Raw genomic sequence first — 20,032 nt, forward strand, 5'->3', positions numbered from 1 at the left:
GTAGGGCTAGTCGGCGGCATACTCTGCTTCCCGTTCGATGGATTCGATGTGACGACGCGGTACTTGTATCCGACCGGGTGTGTAGGTGACGGCACGCAGAGAGCCGCTGTACCGGAACGGTCCGTGGCGTTGGCGCACATCCCACGACACCGGCCCTCTCGCGTCGACGCCGACTGAAATGCCGGTCCACGGCGCCATCCCGACCAGTTGTACCTGCCCGAGTAGTTGACCCGCATGGATTCCGTCGACACTGACGTGGAGATCCCAACGCAGCCGAGGTACCACCGTCACGGACACGTCGATGCGCTTGCTGCCGATCGCCAACGGGCCTGCATCGACCACGGAGTAGGAACCGAATGCGTTGTATCCGAGATGCAGGTGCCCGTCCTCGACGTAGAGAAGATATCCGCCCTGTGGATCACCGTGAGCGACAAGAACACCGGCGTCACCTGCTCGGTAACCGTCGAGTTCGACGGTGATGTCGAAGTCGCGGAACCCGATCAGTTTGCTCGACCGGTAGCGCTCCAGTGGAGGCGTTCCGGCAAGCAGACGGACCGGGCGCGAGAGTGCCTCCTCCGCCGGCCGCCGGACTGCGCCCACCGAGTTGCCGAGCAGTGGAAAGACGGTGTTCGCCCACGCCGAGTGGTCCCAGGCTTCGGCGAGCTCGCGGACCTTGTCGGGAAACCGTGATGCGAGGTCGTCAAGTTCGGTCGGGTCGGTGTGGACGTCGAACAATTGCCAGTGTGGCTTGTCGATGTCGTCCGGCGCCAGGGCCAGCAGTTTCCAGCCGTCCTTGTAGTAGCCGCGGTTGCCGGTCATCTCGGTGTACTGCTCGGTGTGAGTGCTCGGAGCGGTGGACGATCGCAGAACCGGTGCGGTCGAGACACCGTCGAACTCCTTCACCGGAAGCCCGTTTCGTACGCTCGGTGCGTCGATTCCGGCCAGGTCCAGCAGCGTGGGGGTCAGGTCGGTGACGTACGCGAACTGGTCGCGAATCCCGTTGTCGTCTGCTCCGGGTTTCAACCCCGCGGGCCACGACAGGACGAAGGGAACACGAATTCCTCCCGCGAAGGACTGCCCTTTGTAGAACCGGAAGGGGGTGTTGGACGTCTGCCCCCATCCACGTGGATAGTGGACGCCCAACTCCGGTCCGCCGATCAGGGATTCGTCGTGGGGGACATCGCCGACCCAGTCCGGATCCTGGATATGCGCGAATTGTGCGAAGTAGCTTCGGGTTCCGTCCGAACCGCCCTCGGCGGTGCCGCCGTTGTCCGAGGTGAAGACGATGATCGTGTTGTCGAGCTCGCCCAGCTCGTCCAGAGTGTCGACGATGCGTCCGACGCTCTGATCGATCGAGTCGACCATCGCCGCGTACACCTCCATGTAGCGGGCGAACCGAGACTGCACTTCCGGTGTGAGCGAATGCCATTCGGGGACGTCGAAGCCGGGTTCGGAGTTTCGCGGAGCCTGCCGTGTTCCGTCCGGAAAGAGTCCTTGCAGGAGCTGAGAGGCGAACCGAGACTCTCGGATTCGATCCCAGCCCTCGTCGTAGCGACCGCGGTATTTTGCCTGATCGGCCGGCTTGGCCTGCAAAGGTCCGTGCATCGCGACGTGCGCGAAGTAGAGGAAGAACGGCTTGTCCTGATCGTGGGCGCGCAGATCCTTGATGTACCCGACGGCCTTGTCGGTCAGATCGTCGGTGAGGTAGTAGCCCTCGGGATACTCGTCGACGTCGACCACCGAATTGTCGGAGATCAACTGATTGGGATAGTAGAAGGAATTGAGGCCTTCGAGCGAGCCGTAGTATCGATCGAAACCGCGCTGCGTCGGCCAGGAATCGCGACTTCGGCCCGGGGCGAGGTTTGCGTCGCGCACGAGATGCCACTTGCCCACCGCATAGGTTGCATAGCCTGCGCCGCGCAGGATTTCGGGGAGTGTCTGCACGTCGTCGGCCAATTCCAGACGCAGCCCGGGGTATCCCGGATCGGCGTTGGCGACAAATCCGTACCCGGCGCGGTGCGGATTGAGGCCGGTGAGAAGTGCGGCGCGTGAGGGCGAGCAGAGGGGTGTCGTGTGATAGTTGGTCAACCGAACACCCTGCGCGGCAAGCCGATCGAGGGTCGGAGTCTCGATCTCGGAGCCGAAAGGCCCGATGTCGCTGTATCCCATGTCGTCGATCAGAACCACGACGATGTTGGGTGATCCGGGAGTCGGGGTCGAGGCGGTGGGCCACGACGGGGCCGAATCGGCTGCGGTGCGGCCGATTCGGCCCTCGAAGCCTTCGTAACCGCGGGCATGCGGAGGAAGGATGGAATCCGGTGAAGTCATGGGAGAGTCGAGGCACCTTCGATAATCGAGTATTCGGAAGCGTCGCCGGCGATGCTGCTGCTTCGTTCCCCGTGGATGTTGACCGGAATGTCACCGGCAAGTGTGATGCGCTCCAGGCGGCGGTACTGATCGTCGTAGTCGGCGATCGCGTAGTGCTGGGTGGCGCGGTTGTCCCAGATGGCGACATCACCCGCCGCCCAGTTCCAGCGCGTCGTGTACTCGAGCTTGATGGCGTGATCCTGCAGGAGCTTGAACACACCGTTCGACTGTTCGGTGCTCAACCCGACGAAGTTCTTGACAAAGTGACCGAGGACGAGCGTGCGTTCTCCGGTTTCGGGGTGGACACGCACCACCGGGTGTTCCGTCTCGAAGTAAGTGGACTGGAACTCTTCGCGGTAGGCGGCCGTGCGATCTTCGGTGAGCCGCTCGGCACTGGTGGCCGCGTAGTCGTAGACGTTCGTGTGGCGGGCCCAGAGGTTCTCCGCGAGCGCCTTGAGCGGATCCGGGAGTCCGTTGTACGCGGCTACCCCTGACGCCCACGTCGTGGAACCGCCGTATTCGGGTAGCTGCACCGCGCGCAGGATCGACGCCTTGGGGATGCGATCGACGAAGGTGACGTCGGTGTGCCAACTGTTGGCCTTGCCCAGGTCCGAATCGATGGGGAGGACTTTTGCGCCGTGCGACTTCACCGTTGGGTGGGCAGTGGTCGGGGTGCCCAGCAGCTGGGCGAACTCGTACTGCGAATCGTTGTCGAGGTGGTCTTGCCCGCGGAAGAAGATCACCTTGTGTTCGAGAAGTGCCTGTCGGATGAGCGAGATCGTCGCCGGGTCGAGGTGCCCGCCTAGGGTGATTCCGTCGATGCGGGCGCCGATATGCGCGCCGAGGGCGGTGACAGTGCCGCGAGCGGCGTCAGCAGCCGCTCCGTTCGTCGACGCCGCATTGGTAAGGGTCGGCTTGGCGAAAGCTGTAGACATGGTGCACCTTTCGTGGGGAGTGTGCCCACCCAAACATGCGAGATTTCGCCACGACAGGGTTGCGTTCAGTGTGATCGTTACCGCACCTGATTTGTGAATCTCGGTGAAGCTGCTACTTTTGGAGCCATGTCGACCGACCAGCCTGCCGCTTTGCGGGTCACCTATGTGACCGCTGCGCTTGGTTCGCGTCTGCCTCTGGCGCGAGAGCTGTGTTGTCGCCGCCGTTCTTTCTGCAGCTAATTTCTGCGCCTTTTCTGTCTACTTCTTCGTGTGACCAGTGGAAACGCTGATTTCTCGGTCGACAGAGATATGCGCCTTCTCCTCCTTCTGCAAGGGACAGCCATGTCGACACCCACCATCTCTGCCATTCCGAACATCCGATCGCGAACCGCGCTCTCGGGAACCCGGACCCGTACTCAGATTGTTGCGCCCGAACTGCGCATTGCCGACGGTCCGTCCGCGACTGTGTTGCGCATTGCTCGATCCCGCGGACCGCTCTCTCGCGATACCGCCGCGAAAGCGTCCGGACTGAGTATTGCCACCGTGAACCGGCAGGTCACGAGCCTGCTCGACCTCGGAATCCTGCGCGAACGCGCAGACCTGACAGCCTCCGGCGCCATCGGGCGTCCGCGGGTTCCGTTCGAGGTCAATCACGAGCCGTACCTGACCGTCGGCATCCACATCGGTGCCGTAGTCACCAGCATCATCGCCAGCGACATTCGTGGCAAGGTGCTCGGCGCCGTCGAGATTCCGACGCCCGCCACCAATTCCGCTGTCGCACTTGCCACCATTGCGCGGTCGGCCAAATCGTTTGCCTCACGGTGGCACAAGCGTCGCCCGCTCGCCGTCGGCGTGGCCATCGGCGGTCGCGTCGATTCAGCGACCGGAGTAGTCGATCACCCGCGCCTGGGGTGGAAGGGCGCCAAGGTCGGATCCATCATCGGAGCCGGCTTGGACCTCCCCGTTTCGGTCGCCGCCCACGTCGAGGCGATGGCCGCGTCGGAACTTCTGCTCAGCAACGACCGCGCCGAGGCGCCGACGCCGGGAACCACCGGACTGTACTTCTACGCCCGTGAAACCGCTGGTATCGCAATCACTTTCGAAGGGCGAGTGCACACTCCGTCCAGCGGGCCCGGTTCGATCGCGCACCTGCCCACCGGCTCGTCGGCGCGGTGCACCTGCGGCGCGGTGGGTTGCTTGGAAGCGACGATCAGCGACCGCGCGGTCGTCGCGCAGGCACTGTCTTCGGGCGCAGTGATCCAGGGCAGTGAGCGTGTCACGATCGCCGATGTCTATCGTGCTGCGTCGGCGGGTTCCATTCCGGCTCACGAACTTCTGGTCGACCGGGCGCGCGTGCTCGGCCGGACAGTGGCGATGTTGCGTGACCTGTTCAACCCGGATCGGGTGATCCTCGGTGGCCAGGCGTTCACCGACTATCCGGCCGGCGTGCCGCACGTCGCCGAGGCTTTCTCGTCGGCATCCTCCTTGGAGCGCAAGGATATTCGAATCACCGGTTTCGGCAATCGCGTTCAGGAATACGCCTCGACGGTCGTGTCACTGAGCTCGCTGTTCGCCGATCCGGCGGCGGCAATGCGGCGTGCGTCGGCCGTCTGACTGCGAAGAGGGCAGTCAGAGTTCCGGTCGATCGAGCACCCGCAACCACGAACCGTCGGGCTGGCGGCGCGCCACCTGTGTGCGTCCGCCGGTTCCGTCGGAAGGTTTGGTCGAGGTCATGGCGAGGTCGTCGCTGATCACCGTTGGTAGGGTTTCCTCGACGGTGAATGTCGGTGCCGCTGCGAGCATCTGAGAAATCACTTCGCGGATGGACTGACGGCCGATCGTGAGGGATCCGGGTGGAAACGCCATCACAGCGTTTTCCTCGTACAGTCCGGCGACAGCGTCTGCGTTTCCGGCGTTCGCGAACTGGACGAAGAGTCGGGCAATATCTTCGGGGGTTGCGGCCTTCTGAACTTCATGTGTTGTTGTCATGTTTCCATCGTGCAAGCACACTTTCGATAAGTCCAAGATCTAGTTTGTCTCAAAGCTAGAATCAACAGTTATGGAACTCCGGCAGCTGGAATACTTCGTCACGGTAGCGGAGGAAGCCAATTTCACTCGCGCCGCCGAGCGGCTTCACGTAGCGCAGCCGGGTGTGAGTGCGCAGGTCAAAAGACTGGAACGTGAGCTGGGGCAGGAGTTGCTCGATCGTAGTGGTCGAACCGTTCGTCTGACCGATGCCGGGCGAGCCGTCCTCCCACACGCCCGCGCTGCACTTGCTTCCGTGCAGAGCAGTCGCGACGTTGTCGACGCCTTGAACGGACTGGTTCGGGGCTCGGTTTCGGTCGGGATGGTCACCGCCTGCGCTTCCGCCGATCTGACCGATCTGCTCAGTCGTCTACACACCAGACACCCAGGTTTGGACATTTCGCTGGCCGAGGACGATTCGCGCAGCCTGCTTGCCGGAGTGGTGGACGGAACCTTCGACATAGCCGTCATCGGAGTTGCGGGCGAGCTGCCGGAAGGCCTCGAATCGAGGGTGATCACCGACGAACGACTGGTGGCCGCAGTGGCGGCGGATCATCCGCTGGCCGCGTTGTCGTCTCTGCCGTTTGCCGAACTCGCCACGCGATCGGTCATCTGTCTTCCGGAGGGAACCGGTATCAGGACGTGTCTGGACTTCGCGTGCGCCGCGGCCGGCACGAAGGCGACGGTTGCGCTCGAGGCAAGCAACCTCGGCATCATCGTTTCGTTGGCCGCACAGGGGTTGGGAATCGCTGTGCTTCCCGAGTCGACAGTGGGGGAGTTGCATCGGATCGATCTCGAACCGGAAGCTCGATCCCGGTTGGAATTGGTCTGGCGTTCGTCGGGCGGCAAGAACCCGGCGGCATCCGCTCTCATCGATCTCGCGAGAGCTGTTCCCGCCGAGTGAGTTCGGCCTGCGCCCGATCCAATCCGCCGTGCTCTAGGGCGGCCAATCGTGATCTGTCCTTCCAGACTATGGTGCCGCGTCGCCGGACGATAACCGACATGGTTCCACCGAGATGCTCGAGCGCTCCGGGTACGTTTCGACGCTCGGCGGGAATGGGAACCGGAAGTATGTGCGCGTCGGCGATGGGTGCGGTCCCGTCGATGTCGACGCTCCACTTTCGGCTGTAACCCCGAAGCGTCCAGCGATCGTCGGACACGGTCGTCTCCACCTGCGACGTCAGCGGATTGCCCAGACGCAACACTGTGCCGTCTGGCAAGGCGACCACCACGGCGGTGACTTCGGTGCGCAGAGGCCCGGCGCTGACCTGGCCGCCGGCAAAAGCCACACAGGCTCGTGGGTCGGTGAATCCCTGGGCCTGCCCCCACCACCAGGATTCCGGGAATCCTCCCTTTCCCCAGTTCTTCTCGCCGTACACCTGTGCTCCGCTGAGATCCCAACTGTGCCCGTCGATGACGGCGCTTCCCTCTACCCGGCCGCCGAGAAGCCACGGATGCCAGTACTGATTGAGTGCGGGAACTGATTGGAAGTAACTCGATCCCCCGAAGCGGCGGTGTGGCCAGAATCGCTGATTACTGATCCGCACATCGAGATGGCTGTCGCCGAAATCGACCTGTAGTCGATCAGCATTGCCGCGGAAAGCGTTGTCGGCGTACGCCCCCAGGATGCGGGAATCGGCCGATCCGCTCGGGTGCTCGGCGGTCCGGAGGAATCCGCCCGGATGCGCCGCGAGACCGAGCGTCGACCAGTTGCCACCATCGGACTTGTTGATTCCGGCGAGCGCAATCACCACCCGTCCGCTCTCCGGCAGCGTGAAACGCCAGAAGTAACCCTCCATCGCAACGTCATGGGAGGCAAGCAGATTGCCGAAAGGAAGGGTGGCACCGGAGGCGCGGTACGAGGGAAGCTTCACGGTCCCAGCACTGCCTGTGATGCGGTGACCTGAGCGACGAGACGGCCCTCGTCGTCACGAATCTCGGTCACGACCGCGACGGTGCTGCGTCCCGCGTGCAATGGACGGGCAGTTGCGGTGACCGTGCCTTTACGAACCCCGCGGGTGAACACGGTCGACGAACTGGTGGTGGACGTACTTGCGCCGGGCGGAAGATTGAGGAATGCACAGACGGCGCCGACGCTGTCTGCCAGCGTCATCAAGGCGCCGCCGTGCATTCCGTTGCCGGCGGTGGTGCGGTGGCTGTCCCAATCCAGATGGCCGACAACCTGTTCGGGTGCCGCGCTGTCCAACTGAATTCCGGTGTGAACTGCAAAAGGCATGCTCGCGACAAGTTGTTCGAGGTCCATGCCTACCGATGGTAACGAGCCGCCGAAACCTCCGTCGGGACTTCGGTTTATCGAGGGCGGTGACTCAGAGGGGCAGGGCGGTTTCCGACAGTCCCTCCGGCGCGTTTCGGCGACGGAACCACTCGGTGCCGAATGCCGCGGCGAGCTGCTCCGTCGGCATTTCGAGGAACGGGCCGAAATCGCCGACCTGCGTTGCGTGCGCGTACATGGCCGCGCGCTTAAACGAGATCACCGAACTCACGTCGACTGCGGTGGTGAGTTGGTCAGCCGGAAGCCCGAACGATTCGATGTCCGGCGGCTGCGCCTCCTCGGTCCACTCGGGGTTGGCCTGCATCAGCATCTTCATGTGATCGCGGTTGGTGGACGCCTCGTAGACGAACGGCGTGCCCGCGAGTTCTGCAGCACGAACGCCGACGTGGTGGACCTGGATGTGATCCGGGTGGCCGTATCCGCCGTTGGGGTCGTAGATGGTCAGGACATCGGCGTTCTCTTCACGAAGAACCTCGGCCAGACGCTCGGCGGCCTTCTCGACGTCGACGTTGCAGAACGCTTCCGGATTCTCGTTCTCGGGCGTACCCACCATCCCCGAATCCGGGTAGTGCAGGGACACGACGCGATTGGCACCCAACGCGTCGGTGGACGCCTCGAGTTCACGGCTGCGGCGCTGAGCCAACGTCTCGTATTCGTCCAACAGTCCGTCGGGGAATTCACCGAGAGCACCGTCGGTAGCGGTGACGACTACGACGCGGTGACCTGCGTCGGCGGCCATTCTCATCACGCCGCCCGTAGTGAAAACTTCGTCATCGGGATGGGCGTGGAAACACACCAGGACACTCATTCGCGCAATCGTAAGGCAAGTTACCGACAGGTCAACCCGAGCGCACAGTGAAAACGATTTGTCGAGTCGGCCTCGGCTCTGTGAACCTTGTTCAGTGCACGAGAAGCTGACATGAGCGAATCCACCAACAAAGGCCTGCTGAGCGCCTACCGCGAGATATTCTCGGCCCCGGGATCGGTTGCCTTCTCGGCCGCCGGATTTGTCGCAAGGCTGCCGATAGCGATGATCGGCATCGGAATCGTGACGATGATCTCGCAACTTCGTGGTGACTACGCGCTCGCCGGGGCGCTCGCCGCGGTTTTTGCGCTCTCGTCGGCGATCATCGCGCCAGCGGTCTCGCGCGCGGTCGACCGCTTCGGACAGAGGGCGGTCCTGCCGATTGCCGCGGCGGTCAGCGTCACCGCAATCGGGGCACTCTTGCTCGCAGTCCGGATGGAAGCCCCCGACTGGCTGCTTTTCGTCTTGGTAGTCCCCGGCGGCGCCACCCCGACGATCGGGGCGATGATTCGCGCCAGGTGGGTCGCGATCTACGTCGGAAAACCGCAGCTGCGCACTGCCTTCGCCTTCGAATCGGTGGTGGACGAGCTCTGCTTCGTGGCGGGCCCGGTCATCTCGGTGGGTCTGAGCATCGGACTCTTCCCCGAGGCTGGACCACTTGCAGGGTTGATTCTGCTGGTCACGGGGACCTTGCTGCTGGTGATCCAGCGCGGAACCGAGCCGAAGGTGCATCCGCGTCGACCCGGCCGCGGACGGTCGGTACTCGGTAACCACGTGATGTGGATCGTCATCGTGATCATGGTGATGCTCGGAACGATCTTCGGTGTCATCGACGTCGGCGCCATCGCGTTCACCAAGGAACAGAATTCACCTGGCTCCGCGACGCTGGTCCTCGCGCTGTTCGCCGGCGGTTCGGGAATCGCGGGACTGATCTTCGGATCGATGCACCCGGCGCGATCGCTGCGTGGGCAATTGATGATCGCGTCCGCAGCGGTCGCCCTTCTCAGTGTCCCGCTTCTCCTGGTCGGAAACGTGGCCGCACTTGCTGGCGCGTACGTCCTGGCCGGCGCGACCATCGCTCCGACGCTCATCATCGCGACAGCCCTGGTCGAGCAGATCGTCCCACCGGAAAAGCTCACGGAGGGAATGACCCTGACGGTCACCGGACTCGGCGTCGGCGTGGCGCTCGGCTCTGCGCTGGCCGGGCAGCTGATCGACCGCTACGACGTCTCCTCCGCTTACATGCTCGCCGTCGGCGCCGCAGTCGCAGCCTCTATCGTGACGGCATGTCTATTCGTGAAGCCGTCAGCGTCGACGGCACGTCCATCGTCTATCGAGTAACCGGAAATCCGGCTGGGACCCCGCTGGTGCTGCTGCACGGCTGGGCTCAGTCGTCACAGTGCTGGGGCGAGCAGGTCCTCGCGGACCTGGCAGCGGACTACCGCTTGATCGCCGTCGATCTGCGCGGCCACGGCTACTCCGATGCGCCCGAGTCCGGATACGACGACTCCGCGAACTGGGCCGGCGACGTCGCGGCGGTTCTTGCTGCCGAAAGCATCACCGAGAACGCGATCCTGCTCGGCTGGTCGTACGGCGGTCTGGTGATCTGCGATTACCTGGCAGCACACGGAACCGGCGCGGTGGCGGGTGCGGTGCTGGTCGGAGCGATCACCAGCATCGGGCGCGGCGAGAAGGGCGGCAAGGTCGGCTCGGCGATGAGGAGTGCGGTTCCCGGCGCTATGTCCGAAGATCCCCGCGAGGCAATCCGGGCACTCGGCGCTTTCGGCAACGCACTCACCGGCCCACCCGAGGGCAAGGGCGCAGCGTCGCAGGCATTGTTCGGGTACAGCCTCTCGACGCGTCCGCGGGTGCGCGCAGCACTGTTCAACCGTGCAGTCGGTCACGACGATCTGCTCCGCAACCTGGACATCCCGGTCCTCGTTCTGCACGGGACCGAGGACTCCGTCGTCGACGTGAGTGCAGGTAAGCACGCCGAGGAACTGATTCCCAAGTCGCAGGCGTCGTACTGGGAAGGCTGCAATCACGGCCCGTTCGTGGAGGATCCGACACGATTCGTGTCCGAAGTGCGAACCTTCATCTCGAGCCTCGGTTAGAGTTCGCGCCCGGTGAGGGGGCAGTATGGAGTGGTGACGTCCATGCACATTTCGCGCCCTCGCCGGGTGGCCGTTCTCTCGGTCCACACCTCGCCATTGGCGCAACCCGGCACCGGTGACGCGGGTGGGATGAATGTCTACGTTCTGCAATCCGCCATTCAGCTCGCCAAACGTGGCGTCGAGGTGGAGATATTCACCCGCGCGACATCGTCTTCGGACGCGCCCGTCGTGGACGCCGCTCCCGGAGTACGGGTGCGCAACATCGCGGCCGGTCCCTTCGAAGGACTGGACAAGGCAGATCTGCCGACTCAACTGTGTGCCTTCGTCGCGGGAGTTCTTCGGGAGGAAGCGCGACGCGAACCCGGGTACTACAGCCTGATTCACTCGCACTACTGGTTGTCCGGGCAGGTCGGCTGGCTGGCCCGCGATCGTTGGGGCGTGCCCCTCGTCCACACCGCGCACACACTCGCGGCAGTGAAGAATCTTTCGCTGGCCGAGGGGGACACACCGGAGCCTGCAGCACGGCAGATCGGCGAGCAGCAAGTTGTCGCCGAATCCGATCGGCTGGTCGCCAACACCACCGACGAAGCCAAAGCGCTGCACGAGTTGTACGGGGCAGATCCCACGCGTATCGACGTTGTTGCGCCGGGTGCCGATCTCACACGCTATCGACCGGGTGACCGCGATGCTGCCCGCGCGTTGTTGGGATTGAACCCCGGCGAAGTGGTCGTGACATTCGTCGGCCGCATCCAACCGCTGAAAGCGCCGGACGTGCTGCTGCGTGCTGCCGCCGAAGTGATCAGCCGCCGCCCCGAGTTGCCGTTGCGCATCCTCGTCGTCGGCGGGCCGTCGGGAACCGGTCTCGCGCGGCCGGACGTATTGATCGAACTGGCACGTTCGCTCGGCATCACGGCGCAAGTGACGTTCTTGCCGCCGCAGGCGCCGGAGCGTCTCGCCGATGTCTACCGTGCCTCGGATCTGGTTGCGGTGCCGAGCTATTCGGAGTCCTTCGGGTTGGTGGCCATCGAAGCTCAAGCCTGCGGAACGCCGGTGATCGCCGCCGACGTCGGCGGACTGGGAGTGGCCGTACGCAACGGTGAGACGGGCCTGCTGGTTCAAGGACACCGCACCGAAGACTGGGCCGGTGCCCTCGAATCTTTGGTGACGACGCCGACGCGCTTGGCCGAACTCGCCGCGCAGGCGCCGCGGCACGCCGAGAATTTCTCGTGGGAACACACCGCGGACGGTTTGCTCGAGAGCTATCGCAAAGCCGCAGTCAACTACAACAACGGAACCGGTCCCAGCGACTTCTCGCCCCGCCGTGCGCGGGGTCTGTGGCGTCTGCGCCGGACCGGGGGAGTGCGTACATGAGCAGCATTTCGGACACTATCGAGCAGGCCCTCACCGAGCGCGAACTCGAGTTCACCAGAAAAGACGACGCGCATTTCATCGTCGAACTTCCCGGCGAGCACAAACTCAAGACGTCGACTCTGCTCACTGTCGGCAATCACGGCGTGCGGGTCGAGGCCTTCGTGTGCCGCAAGGTGGACGAGAACTTCGAAGGCGTCTACAAGTTCTTGCTCAAGCGCAACCGCCGTCTGTACGGGGTGGCGTACACACTCGACAAGGTCGGGGACATCTACCTGGTAGGCAAGATCGCCGAGCATGCCGTGACCGGCGATGAACTCGATCGAGTGCTCGGTCAGGTTCTCGAAGCCGCCGACGGCGATTTCAACGTCATCCTCGAACTCGGTTTCTCTTCGTCGATCAAGCGCGAGTGGGCGTGGCGGGTGTCGCGAGGTGAGTCGCTGGCGAATCTCGAACCGTTCAAGCACCTCATCGAGGAGGAGCCCGCGCAAAGCTGACCGAGCGGGGTGAGACACATCGCTGATGTGTCACGTAAAGTGGCCTTTACTTGTGACTGTCGTCACGGAATAATACTGTTCCCGTGAGTCACAGTAAGTTGGTCACACCACCCTGCCGCGCAACTTTTCGAGGAGCACAGTGAGCTTCAAGAGTCCGTTCCCCGACGTTGAAATCCCCAACCTCAGCGTCTACGACTTCCTGTTCGGAAACACCGACCCCGCAGACCTCGACAAGACGGCATTCGTCGAAGGCAGTTCTGGCGCGGTCACCACATACGCATCGCTGATCGCACAGATCAACGGCGTTGCAGGCGCTCTCGCTGCGCGTGGACTCGCCGTCGGAGACGTGGTCGGGTTGCATTCGCCCAACGTCCCCGCCTTCGGTTCCGTCTTCCACGGCATCCTTCGAGCCGGTGGTGTCGCGACCACGATCAACGCTCTCTACACCGCCGAGGACATCGCCAAGCAGCTCACCGATTCCAAGGCCAAGTTCCTCTTCACCGTCTCGCCTTTGCTGCCGCAGGCCAAGGCAGCCGCCGATCAGGTCGGCATCCCCGCTGAGAACGTGTTCGTGCTCGACGGAGCCGAAGGCCACCTGTCGCTGCGAGATCTGCTCGGCGAGGGTGCAGCGGCGCCCGAGGTCTCCTTCGACCCGGCCACCCAGCTCGCGGTGCTGCCGTACTCGTCGGGCACCACCGGCCGGCCCAAGGGCGTCATGCTCACCCATCGCAACCTCGTGGCCAACGTCTGCCAGATCATCCCGCGGATGGGGATCGAGACCGACGACAAGATCCTCGCGGTCCTGCCGTTCTTCCACATCTATGGCATGACGGTGCTGCTCAACGCCGCGCTGTACCGCCGCGCGAGCCTCATCACGATGCCGAAGTTCGATCTCGTGGAGTTCCTGCGGATCGTCGCCGAGCAGAAGTCGACGTACATCTTCGTCGCACCGCCCGTTGCCGTCGCGCTGGCCAAGCACCCGCTGGTCGACCAGTACGACCTCTCGAGCGTGCACACCATCTTCTCCGGTGCGGCCCCGCTCGACGCGGCGCTCGGCAAGGCCGTCGCAGACCGGTTGAACTGCCACGTCCGCCAGGGCTACGGCATGTCCGAGATGAGCCCCGTCTCGCATGCGATCCCGTTCGATCGTGACGACATCGCCCTCGACACCTGCGGTCCCACCATCGCCAACATGGAATGCAAGCTCGTCGACCCGGGAACGGGCGAAGAGGTCGCGTACCCGGCACTCGGCACGGACGGGGTCAGCGAGCCCGGTGAACTGTGGTGCAAGGGCCCGAACATCATGGTGGGCTACCTCGGCAACGACCAGGCCACCAAGGACACCCTCGACGACGACGGTTACCTGCACACCGGTGACATCGCGACTGTCGACGGAGACGGCGTCGTCAAGATCGTCGATCGCCTCAAGGAACTGATCAAGTACAAGGGCTACCAGGTTCCCCCGGCCGAACTCGAGGCTTTGCTGCTGACGCATCCGCAGATCGCCGACGCCGCCGTGATCGGTGTGCTCGACGCCGAGGGCGAAGAGGTTCCGAAGGCATTCGTCGTTCTCCAGGACGGCGCCGAGTTGACCGAAGCCGACGTGATCTCGTTTGTCGCCGAGCGCGTCTCGCCGCACAAGAAGGTCCGCCAGGTTTCGTTCATCAGCACCGTGCCGAAATCCGCGGCCGGAAAGATCCTCCGCAAGGATCTGCGAACTGCGGAAGTAGCCCCGAGCTGATTTCCAGACAGGGTTGACCAAGAAGGGTTCCGGTACTCGTGCCAGGATGAACGCCATGAGTATCGGAACCCTGGTCCTGCTCCGCCACGGCGAGAGCGAATGGAATGCACTCAATCTGTTCACCGGCTGGGTGGACGTACACCTGACAGACAAGGGCATGGCCGAAGGCAAGCGCGCCGGCGAACTGCTCGCCGAGCACAACCTGTTGCCCGACGTTCTCTACACCTCGCTTCTGCGCCGCGCGATCAGCACCGCTAATCTCGCGCTCGATGCGGCCGATCGCCACTGGATCCCGGTAGTTCGCGACTGGCGCCTCAACGAGCGCCACTACGGCGCTCTGCAGGGCAAGAACAAGGCTCAGACCAAGGAAGAGTACGGAAACGAGCAGTTCATGCTCTGGCGTCGTAGCTACGACACCCCGCCGCCCGCCATCGAAGCCGGCAGCGAGTACAGCCAGGACACCGATCCTCGGTACGCGAACCTCGACGAGGTTCCCTTGACCGAGTGCCTGCTCGACGTCGTCAAGCGCCTGATCCCGTACTGGGAGGACACCATCTCGCAGGAGCTGCTCGCCGGCCGGAACGTGCTGGTCACCGCGCACGGCAACTCGCTGCGTGCATTGGTCAAGCACCTCGACGGCATCTCGGACGAGGACATCGCGGGCTTGAACATCCCGACCGGAATCCCGCTGCGTTACGACCTCGACGAGAACCTGTTGCCGCTCAATCCTGGCGGCACCTACCTGGATCCGGAGGCCGCCGCTGCCGGCGCCGCCGCGGTGGCGAATCAGGGCGGAAAGTAGCAACCCGATGATGTGCGTCGAGGCCCCCCGAACAGTGTTTTCGGGGGGCCTCGGCCAACAACAGATGAACGACGAACCAACGCCGTCCACCTGGCGGATTACGCGGGCGGGAACGTCCGAACCCGCCGTAACCGACACTTCGCGCGAACGTACGATTGCGCCGTGAGTGTCGTGATTGCAGTGCTGCTGGTCGTGGTCGCCGGCTTGGTCGGCTACCTCGTCGGCGGGGTGCTGGTACCCAGGCTGTCGTCGCGCCAGAGTCAGCGCTCGGACGAACAGACCGGGCTCACGATGTCCCAGGTCCTCGACCTCATCGTGCTGGCGTCGGAAAGCGGCATCGCCGTCGTCGACGGTTTCCATGACGTCGTGCTCTTCAACCCTCGCGCCGAAGAACTCGGCCTGGTCAAGAATCGTCTGGTCGACGAGCGAGCGTGGCGGGCAGCGCAGGAAGTCCTGCGGACAGGTCACACCGTCGAGGTGGATCTGACAGCGCAGACCGCGCAGCGCGGCCGCGACAAGATTGCCGTTCGTGGCACCGCTCGGCTGCTCAGCAAGGACGACCGCAACTTCGTGGTCCTGTTCGCCGACGACGATTCCGAGCAGGTCCGCATGGAGGCGACTCGACGCGATTTCGTCGCGAACGTCAGCCACGAACTGAAGACTCCGGTCGGCGCGATGAGTTTGCTCGCGGAGGCACTGCTCGAATCCGCTGACGATCCGGAGTCCGTGCGCCACTTCGGTGAACGGGTGCTCGGTGAGTCGATTCGTCTGGGCAAGATGGTCACCGAGTTGATCGCACTCTCGCGCTTGCAAGGTGCCGAGAAGCTGCCCGATCTCGACGTGGTCGACGTCGACACGGTGGTGTCCGAGGCGCTGTCGCGGTCGAATCTGTCGGCCGAGGCCGCCGGAATCACCGTCACCACCGACCATCCGAGCGGGCTGGAGGTGCTCGGGGATCAGACCCTCCTCGTGACTGCACTGTCCAACCTCATCGAGAACGCTATTGCATACTCGCCCAAAGGTTCTCCGGTGTCCGTCAGTCGGTCGGTGCGCGGCGACAATGTCGCGATCGCGGTCACCGACCGAGGTGAGGGCATCGCGAAATCGGATCAGGAGCGAGTGTTCGAGAGATTCTTCCGCGTGGACAAGGCGCGGTCACGGCAGACCGGTGGAACCGGTCTGGGGCTGGCGATCGTCAAACACGTCGCGGCCAATCACAACGGCTCCATCGAACTGTGGAGCAAACCGGGAACAGGGTCTACCTTCACGTTGCAGATACCGGCACACGTGGAGTCGGACGACGACATCGACTCTGACGACGCGGGAACCGCCGGTTCCACGCGGATCGGCAGACGAGAACAAGGCAGTAGAGAAAACGGCATGGAGGCCAAACGATGACGAGTGTGCTGATCGTGGAGGACGAGGAGTCCTTGGCGGACCCGCTGGCGTTCCTGCTCCGCAAGGAAGGCTTCGAGACCACCATCGTCAACGACGGACCGTCGGCGTTGGCGGAATTCGACCGCTCCGGAGCGGACATCGTCTTGCTCGACCTCATGCTGCCCGGCATGAGTGGCACGGACGTCTGCAAGGCGCTGCGATCGCGCTCCGGCGTTCCCGTCATCATGGTGACGGCGCGCGACAGTGAGATCGACAAGGTCGTCGGCCTGGAACTCGGTGCGGACGACTATGTGACCAAACCGTATTCGGCGCGCGAGCTGATCGCCCGCATCCGTGCGGTGCTGCGCCGCGGGGTGGAGAACGAGGCAGACCTCGCCTCCGACAACGGTGTGCTCGAGGCCGGACCGGTACGGATGGACGTCGAACGTCACGTCGTGCAGGTGGCCGGTAACCCGGTGACGTTGCCGCTCAAGGAGTTCGACCTCCTCGAGTACTTGCTCCGCAACTCCGGCCGGGTGCTGACCCGCGGACAGCTGATCGACCGCGTCTGGGGAGCCGACTACGTCGGTGACACCAAAACCCTTGACGTACACGTGAAGCGGTTGCGTTCGAAGATCGAATCGGATCCGGCCAAGCCGGAACATCTGGTCACCGTCCGCGGATTGGGCTACAAGCTCGAAGCGTGATCGAACCTCGTCGAGAAGAAATGTCGAGAAAGAATTCAGCCGCTCACACGATCGTGTGAGCGGCTGAAACTTTTCGGTTTGCGTGGAGTCAGCCCTGAGCGTTGTTCTGAGCGATCGTGGTCGCCGGGTGGACCGCTATGAGGCCGAGGCCGGCGCGACGCCTGCAGAGGCGAGCCAGCTCGTCGTACGCGCGCTTTCCGAGAAGCTCCGTCAGTTCCGGCCCGTACGACTGCCAGACTTGCCGCTCCCCGACATGAGCGTCGGGGGAGCCGGAGCAGTACCAGGCGAGGTCGTCGCCGCCCTCACCCCAGCCGCGGCGGTCGTACTCGGTGATCGTGGTCTTGAGGATCTGCACGCCGTCCGGCCGGTCGACCCAGTCCTGAGTGCGGCGGATGGGTAGCTGCCAGCACACGTCGGGCTTGACCTCGAGTGGCTCGATGCCCTTCTTGAGCGCCATGGAATGCAGTGCGCAGCCCTCGCCGCCGGCAAAACCCGGCCGGTTGAGGAAGATGCACGCTCCTTTGTAGCGGCGGGTGCGCAGCGCGGGCTCGTCCTCGAGGTCGTCTTCTTCGACGTAGCCCTTCTTGCCGAGGCCCTTTTCCATGTACTGCCAGTCTTCGGCTGTGAGCATTTTCACTGACGCATCGAGCTTGTCCTGATCCTCCTGATCGGAGAGGAAAGCGCCGTGCGAGCAGCAGCCGTCGTCCGGGCGGTCGCCGATGATGCCCTGACACGCCGGCGTGCCGAACACGCAGGTCCAATGCGAGAGCAACCACGTCATATCAGCGGAAATGAGGTGCTCGGAGTTCTCCGGATCGACAAATTCGACCCATTCGCGCGGGAAATCGAGATCGACCTCGGGGCTCGGAGTCATCTTGTGGGACCGGTCTGGGTTACCTGCTGTCACAAGGGCCGACGGTAGACCCAGTAACGTGGCGATGTGCGACTAGGGGTACTCGACGTCGGAAGCAATACCGTCCATCTATTGGTTGTGGACGCCCATCGGGGCGGCCACCCAACACCCATGAGCTCGACCAAGTCCACGTTGAGGCTGGCAGAGAACACCGACGACCGCGGCGATATCACCACGTCAGGAGCCGATCGGTTGGTCTCGACGGTCTCCGAATTCGCCGGTATCGCCAAGACGTCCGGCTGCGAGGAAATGATGGCTTTTGCCACTTCCGCCGTCCGTGACGCCAACAATTCCGAAGCCGTGCTCGCCCGCGTTCGCGCGGAGACCGGAGTCAATCTCGAGGTTCTCTCCGGGGTCGACGAAGCCCGCTTGACCTTTCTGGCCGTGCGCCGCTGGTACGGCTGGAGCGCCGGACGCATCCTGAACCTGGACATCGGCGGCGGCTCGCTCGAACTCACAGCAGGTGGTGACGAGGATCCGGACGTCGCCTTCTCACTGCAACTCGGTGCCGGACGGTTGACGCGCGACTGGCTACAGGCCGATCCGCCGGGCAAGCGCCGGGTCGCTGTATTGCGCGACTGGCTGGACGCGGAGTTGGTCGGACCAGCCAAGGAACTGCGCGCCGCCGGCGACTGGGACCGCACGGTCGGGACTTCGAAGACCTTCCGATCGTTGGCTCGGCTCACCGGCGCGGCCCCTTCTGCCGCAGGCCCCCGGGCAAAACGGACCCTGACTTCTAGCGGACTCAGGCAACTCATAGCCTTCATATCCAGGATGACGGCGGCGGACCGTGCAGAATTGGAAGGAGTGAGCTCGGATCGGTCACAGCAGATTGTGGCCGGCGCGCTCATCGCAGAGGCAACCATGCGGGCGCTCGGAGTGGACGAACTGGAAATTTGTCCCTGGGCACTGCGTGAGGGTCTGATTCTGCGAAAGCTCGACACAGAAATGGGCGGTGAATTGGTGGTGAGTGCTTGATGACCGAGGACAGTCAGCAGATTTCCGTAGCGGAACTGCTCAAGCGGAACGGTCAGAGCGTCGAATCCCGAGGTGGACGACGCCGGCGCGGCGTAGCCGGTGGCATCTCCGTCGCCGAACTGACGGGTGAGATCCCGATCGTTCGCCAGTCGGGATCGCGCGCGGCAGCCGAGCCCGAGTCCGACGAACCAGCAGCCCAGCCCGAAGCCGCTGCGCCGGAAAACTCTGCACCTTCAGCGCCGGCCGAGGCTGTCGCGGAAACCGCCAAGTCAGCCGAACCGGCACCGAAGGTTCCCGCCGACCGCACTGCCGCCTTCGCCGTCTCGTTCGACGACGACGATGACGACGACGAACCGCAGGCACCCAAGGCCGAGTCGAAGCCGGTTGCCGCGCCGCCGACCACTCCGAAGCCGACTTCCACACCTTCGCCAGGACAGACCTCGAAGTCCTCGCCAGGACAGTGGGTGAGCCGGGCACCGCTCAACTCCTCGTCGCCGACGCAGGTAACGCAGGAACCGGCACTGCTGTCGGGTCAGACTCTGGCAGGCGACCTGATGCGTCAGGAACGTGCCGCAACTCAGTCACCGTCGTTGCGTCCGCCGATCCTGCCGCCGCGTGTCCCCACTCCCGTCGCCAAGACACCTGCTCCGGCCGCTCCGGACGACAGCACCGAACTGATCGACAAGATCGCAGACGCGGATGCCGGCGAGGCCGAATCGACCGCCGTGGTCGATCTGGTCAAGGCGCCGGCAGTCATCGACAGTGCAAAAAAGTCCGCTGCCGTCGCTGAGCCCGAGACTGATGTCGAAGCCGAACCGGCCGCGGAAGAGGCCGGCGAACGTAACTCGATCCGTGAATGGGCAGTGCTTGCCGGTCAGGTGGTTGTTGCACTGATCGTCGGCGGCGCGATGTTCAAGGGCTTCGAAAAGCTGTGGGACATGCTGCCGTGGGTGGCGTTGGTGCTCGCGCTGATCGTGATCGTCGGCTTGGTGGCCGTCGTGCGGGTTCTGCGCAAGACGGACGACATCACGAGTTTTGTGATCGCGGTGGTCGTCGGCATGATCGTGACGCTCGGTCCATTGGCGTTCTTGTTGACTTCGGGTTGATCGG

The 20,032-nt window shown here is 63.9% G+C and carries 19 protein-coding genes; 12 read left to right on the plus strand and 7 right to left on the minus strand.

The features are described 5' to 3' along the window. Window positions 1–6: 6 nt before the first annotated feature. Both ACFQ6H_RS17950 and ACFQ6H_RS17955 read right to left on the minus strand, forming a co-directional pair. Window positions 7–2,328, minus strand: a complete 2,322-nt coding sequence (locus tag ACFQ6H_RS17950; RefSeq protein ID WP_378647649.1) for an arylsulfatase — start codon at window positions 2,326–2,328, stop codon at window positions 7–9. Beyond that, the gene (locus ACFQ6H_RS17955) at window positions 2,325–3,302 is read right to left on the minus strand and encodes a TauD/TfdA dioxygenase family protein (RefSeq protein WP_378537508.1); all 978 of its coding nucleotides are present in this window, start codon (window positions 3,300–3,302) and stop codon (window positions 2,325–2,327) included. The genes ACFQ6H_RS17950 and ACFQ6H_RS17955 overlap by 4 nt, the downstream gene beginning before the upstream one ends. Before the next feature lie 342 nt (window positions 3,303–3,644). Here ACFQ6H_RS17955 and ACFQ6H_RS17960 point away from each other — a divergent pair, with 342 nt between their 5' ends. After that, complete coding sequence (locus ACFQ6H_RS17960) at window positions 3,645–4,916, plus strand: ROK family protein (protein ID WP_378447114.1); 1,272 nt, start codon at window positions 3,645–3,647, stop codon at window positions 4,914–4,916. Between the two features lie 15 nt (window positions 4,917–4,931). Here the strand turns inward: ACFQ6H_RS17960 and ACFQ6H_RS17965 are convergent, their stop codons facing one another. Continuing rightward, entirely contained in the window at window positions 4,932–5,291 is a 360-nt protein-coding gene (locus tag ACFQ6H_RS17965; RefSeq protein ID WP_378647650.1) for a YybH family protein, read from the minus strand. Between the two features lie 70 nt (window positions 5,292–5,361). On the opposite strand from ACFQ6H_RS17965, the gene ACFQ6H_RS17970 reads away from it, so the two are divergent. After that, the gene (locus tag ACFQ6H_RS17970) at window positions 5,362–6,231 is read left to right on the plus strand and encodes a LysR family transcriptional regulator (protein ID WP_378549191.1); all 870 of its coding nucleotides are present in this window, start codon (window positions 5,362–5,364) and stop codon (window positions 6,229–6,231) included. Here the strand turns inward: ACFQ6H_RS17970 and ACFQ6H_RS17975 are convergent. From ACFQ6H_RS17975 to ACFQ6H_RS17985, 3 genes are all read right to left on the minus strand, one after another. Beyond that, the gene (locus ACFQ6H_RS17975) at window positions 6,197–7,201 is read right to left on the minus strand and encodes a tocopherol cyclase family protein (protein ID WP_378647652.1); all 1,005 of its coding nucleotides are present in this window, start codon (window positions 7,199–7,201) and stop codon (window positions 6,197–6,199) included. The genes ACFQ6H_RS17970 and ACFQ6H_RS17975 overlap by 35 nt on opposite strands. After that, complete coding sequence (locus ACFQ6H_RS17980) at window positions 7,198–7,590, minus strand: PaaI family thioesterase (protein WP_003942017.1); 393 nt, start codon at window positions 7,588–7,590, stop codon at window positions 7,198–7,200. The genes ACFQ6H_RS17975 and ACFQ6H_RS17980 overlap by 4 nt, the downstream gene beginning before the upstream one ends. Before the next feature lie 64 nt (window positions 7,591–7,654). Continuing rightward, the gene (locus ACFQ6H_RS17985; protein ID WP_378647654.1) at window positions 7,655–8,428 is read right to left on the minus strand and encodes a PIG-L family deacetylase; all 774 of its coding nucleotides are present in this window, start codon (window positions 8,426–8,428) and stop codon (window positions 7,655–7,657) included. 111 nt (window positions 8,429–8,539) lie between these two features. Here ACFQ6H_RS17985 and ACFQ6H_RS17990 point away from each other — a divergent pair, with 111 nt between their 5' ends. The 8 genes from ACFQ6H_RS17990 to ACFQ6H_RS18025 all read left to right on the plus strand — a co-directional run bounded on the left by ACFQ6H_RS17990 (window position 8,540) and on the right by ACFQ6H_RS18025 (window position 17,031). Further along, complete coding sequence (locus tag ACFQ6H_RS17990) at window positions 8,540–9,766, plus strand: MFS transporter (RefSeq protein ID WP_378647656.1); 1,227 nt, start codon at window positions 8,540–8,542, stop codon at window positions 9,764–9,766. Further along, complete coding sequence (locus tag ACFQ6H_RS17995) at window positions 9,712–10,539, plus strand: alpha/beta fold hydrolase (RefSeq protein WP_378647657.1); 828 nt, start codon at window positions 9,712–9,714, stop codon at window positions 10,537–10,539. Before ACFQ6H_RS17990 ends, ACFQ6H_RS17995 begins: the two co-directional genes overlap by 55 nt. Before the next feature lie 42 nt (window positions 10,540–10,581). Then, window positions 10,582–11,910, plus strand: a complete 1,329-nt coding sequence (mshA, locus tag ACFQ6H_RS18000; protein WP_378647675.1) for a D-inositol-3-phosphate glycosyltransferase — start codon at window positions 10,582–10,584, stop codon at window positions 11,908–11,910. Continuing rightward, window positions 11,907–12,404: a YbjN domain-containing protein gene (locus ACFQ6H_RS18005; protein WP_003941943.1), complete on the plus strand. Its 498-nt coding sequence runs from the start codon at window positions 11,907–11,909 to the stop codon at window positions 12,402–12,404. Before mshA ends, ACFQ6H_RS18005 begins: the two co-directional genes overlap by 4 nt. Before the next feature lie 139 nt (window positions 12,405–12,543). After that, window positions 12,544–14,145 carry an AMP-binding protein gene (locus ACFQ6H_RS18010; protein WP_378447119.1) on the plus strand — a complete coding sequence of 534 codons (1,602 nt, stop codon included), beginning with the start codon at window positions 12,544–12,546 and terminating at the stop codon, window positions 14,143–14,145. 46 nt (window positions 14,146–14,191) lie between these two features. Beyond that, window positions 14,192–14,947 (plus strand): phosphoglyceromutase, encoded by a 756-nt coding sequence (locus ACFQ6H_RS18015; RefSeq protein ID WP_378549204.1) that lies wholly within the window; start codon window positions 14,192–14,194, stop codon window positions 14,945–14,947. A gap of 162 nt (window positions 14,948–15,109) precedes the next feature. Further along, the gene (locus ACFQ6H_RS18020) at window positions 15,110–16,345 is read left to right on the plus strand and encodes a sensor histidine kinase (RefSeq protein WP_378549206.1); all 1,236 of its coding nucleotides are present in this window, start codon (window positions 15,110–15,112) and stop codon (window positions 16,343–16,345) included. After that, complete coding sequence (locus tag ACFQ6H_RS18025; protein ID WP_003942020.1) at window positions 16,342–17,031, plus strand: response regulator transcription factor; 690 nt, start codon at window positions 16,342–16,344, stop codon at window positions 17,029–17,031. The genes ACFQ6H_RS18020 and ACFQ6H_RS18025 overlap by 4 nt, the downstream gene beginning before the upstream one ends. Before the next feature lie 88 nt (window positions 17,032–17,119). Here ACFQ6H_RS18025 and ACFQ6H_RS18030 read toward each other — a convergent pair whose 3' ends face one another. Then, window positions 17,120–17,905: a hypothetical protein gene (locus tag ACFQ6H_RS18030; protein WP_378638113.1), complete on the minus strand. Its 786-nt coding sequence runs from the start codon at window positions 17,903–17,905 to the stop codon at window positions 17,120–17,122. A 66-nt stretch (window positions 17,906–17,971) separates the two neighbouring features. On the opposite strand from ACFQ6H_RS18030, the gene ACFQ6H_RS18035 reads away from it, so the two are divergent. Then, window positions 17,972–18,922: a Ppx/GppA phosphatase family protein gene (locus ACFQ6H_RS18035; RefSeq protein WP_003941975.1), complete on the plus strand. Its 951-nt coding sequence runs from the start codon at window positions 17,972–17,974 to the stop codon at window positions 18,920–18,922. Continuing rightward, window positions 18,922–20,028 (plus strand): hypothetical protein, encoded by a 1,107-nt coding sequence (locus ACFQ6H_RS18040; protein WP_378647659.1) that lies wholly within the window; start codon window positions 18,922–18,924, stop codon window positions 20,026–20,028. The genes ACFQ6H_RS18035 and ACFQ6H_RS18040 overlap by 1 nt, the downstream gene beginning before the upstream one ends. Window positions 20,029–20,032 lie beyond the last annotated feature (4 nt).

It is taken from the genome of Rhodococcus sp. NPDC056506 (genome assembly GCF_042794945.1).
Classification (GTDB): Bacteria; Actinomycetota; Actinomycetes; order Mycobacteriales; family Mycobacteriaceae; genus Rhodococcus_F.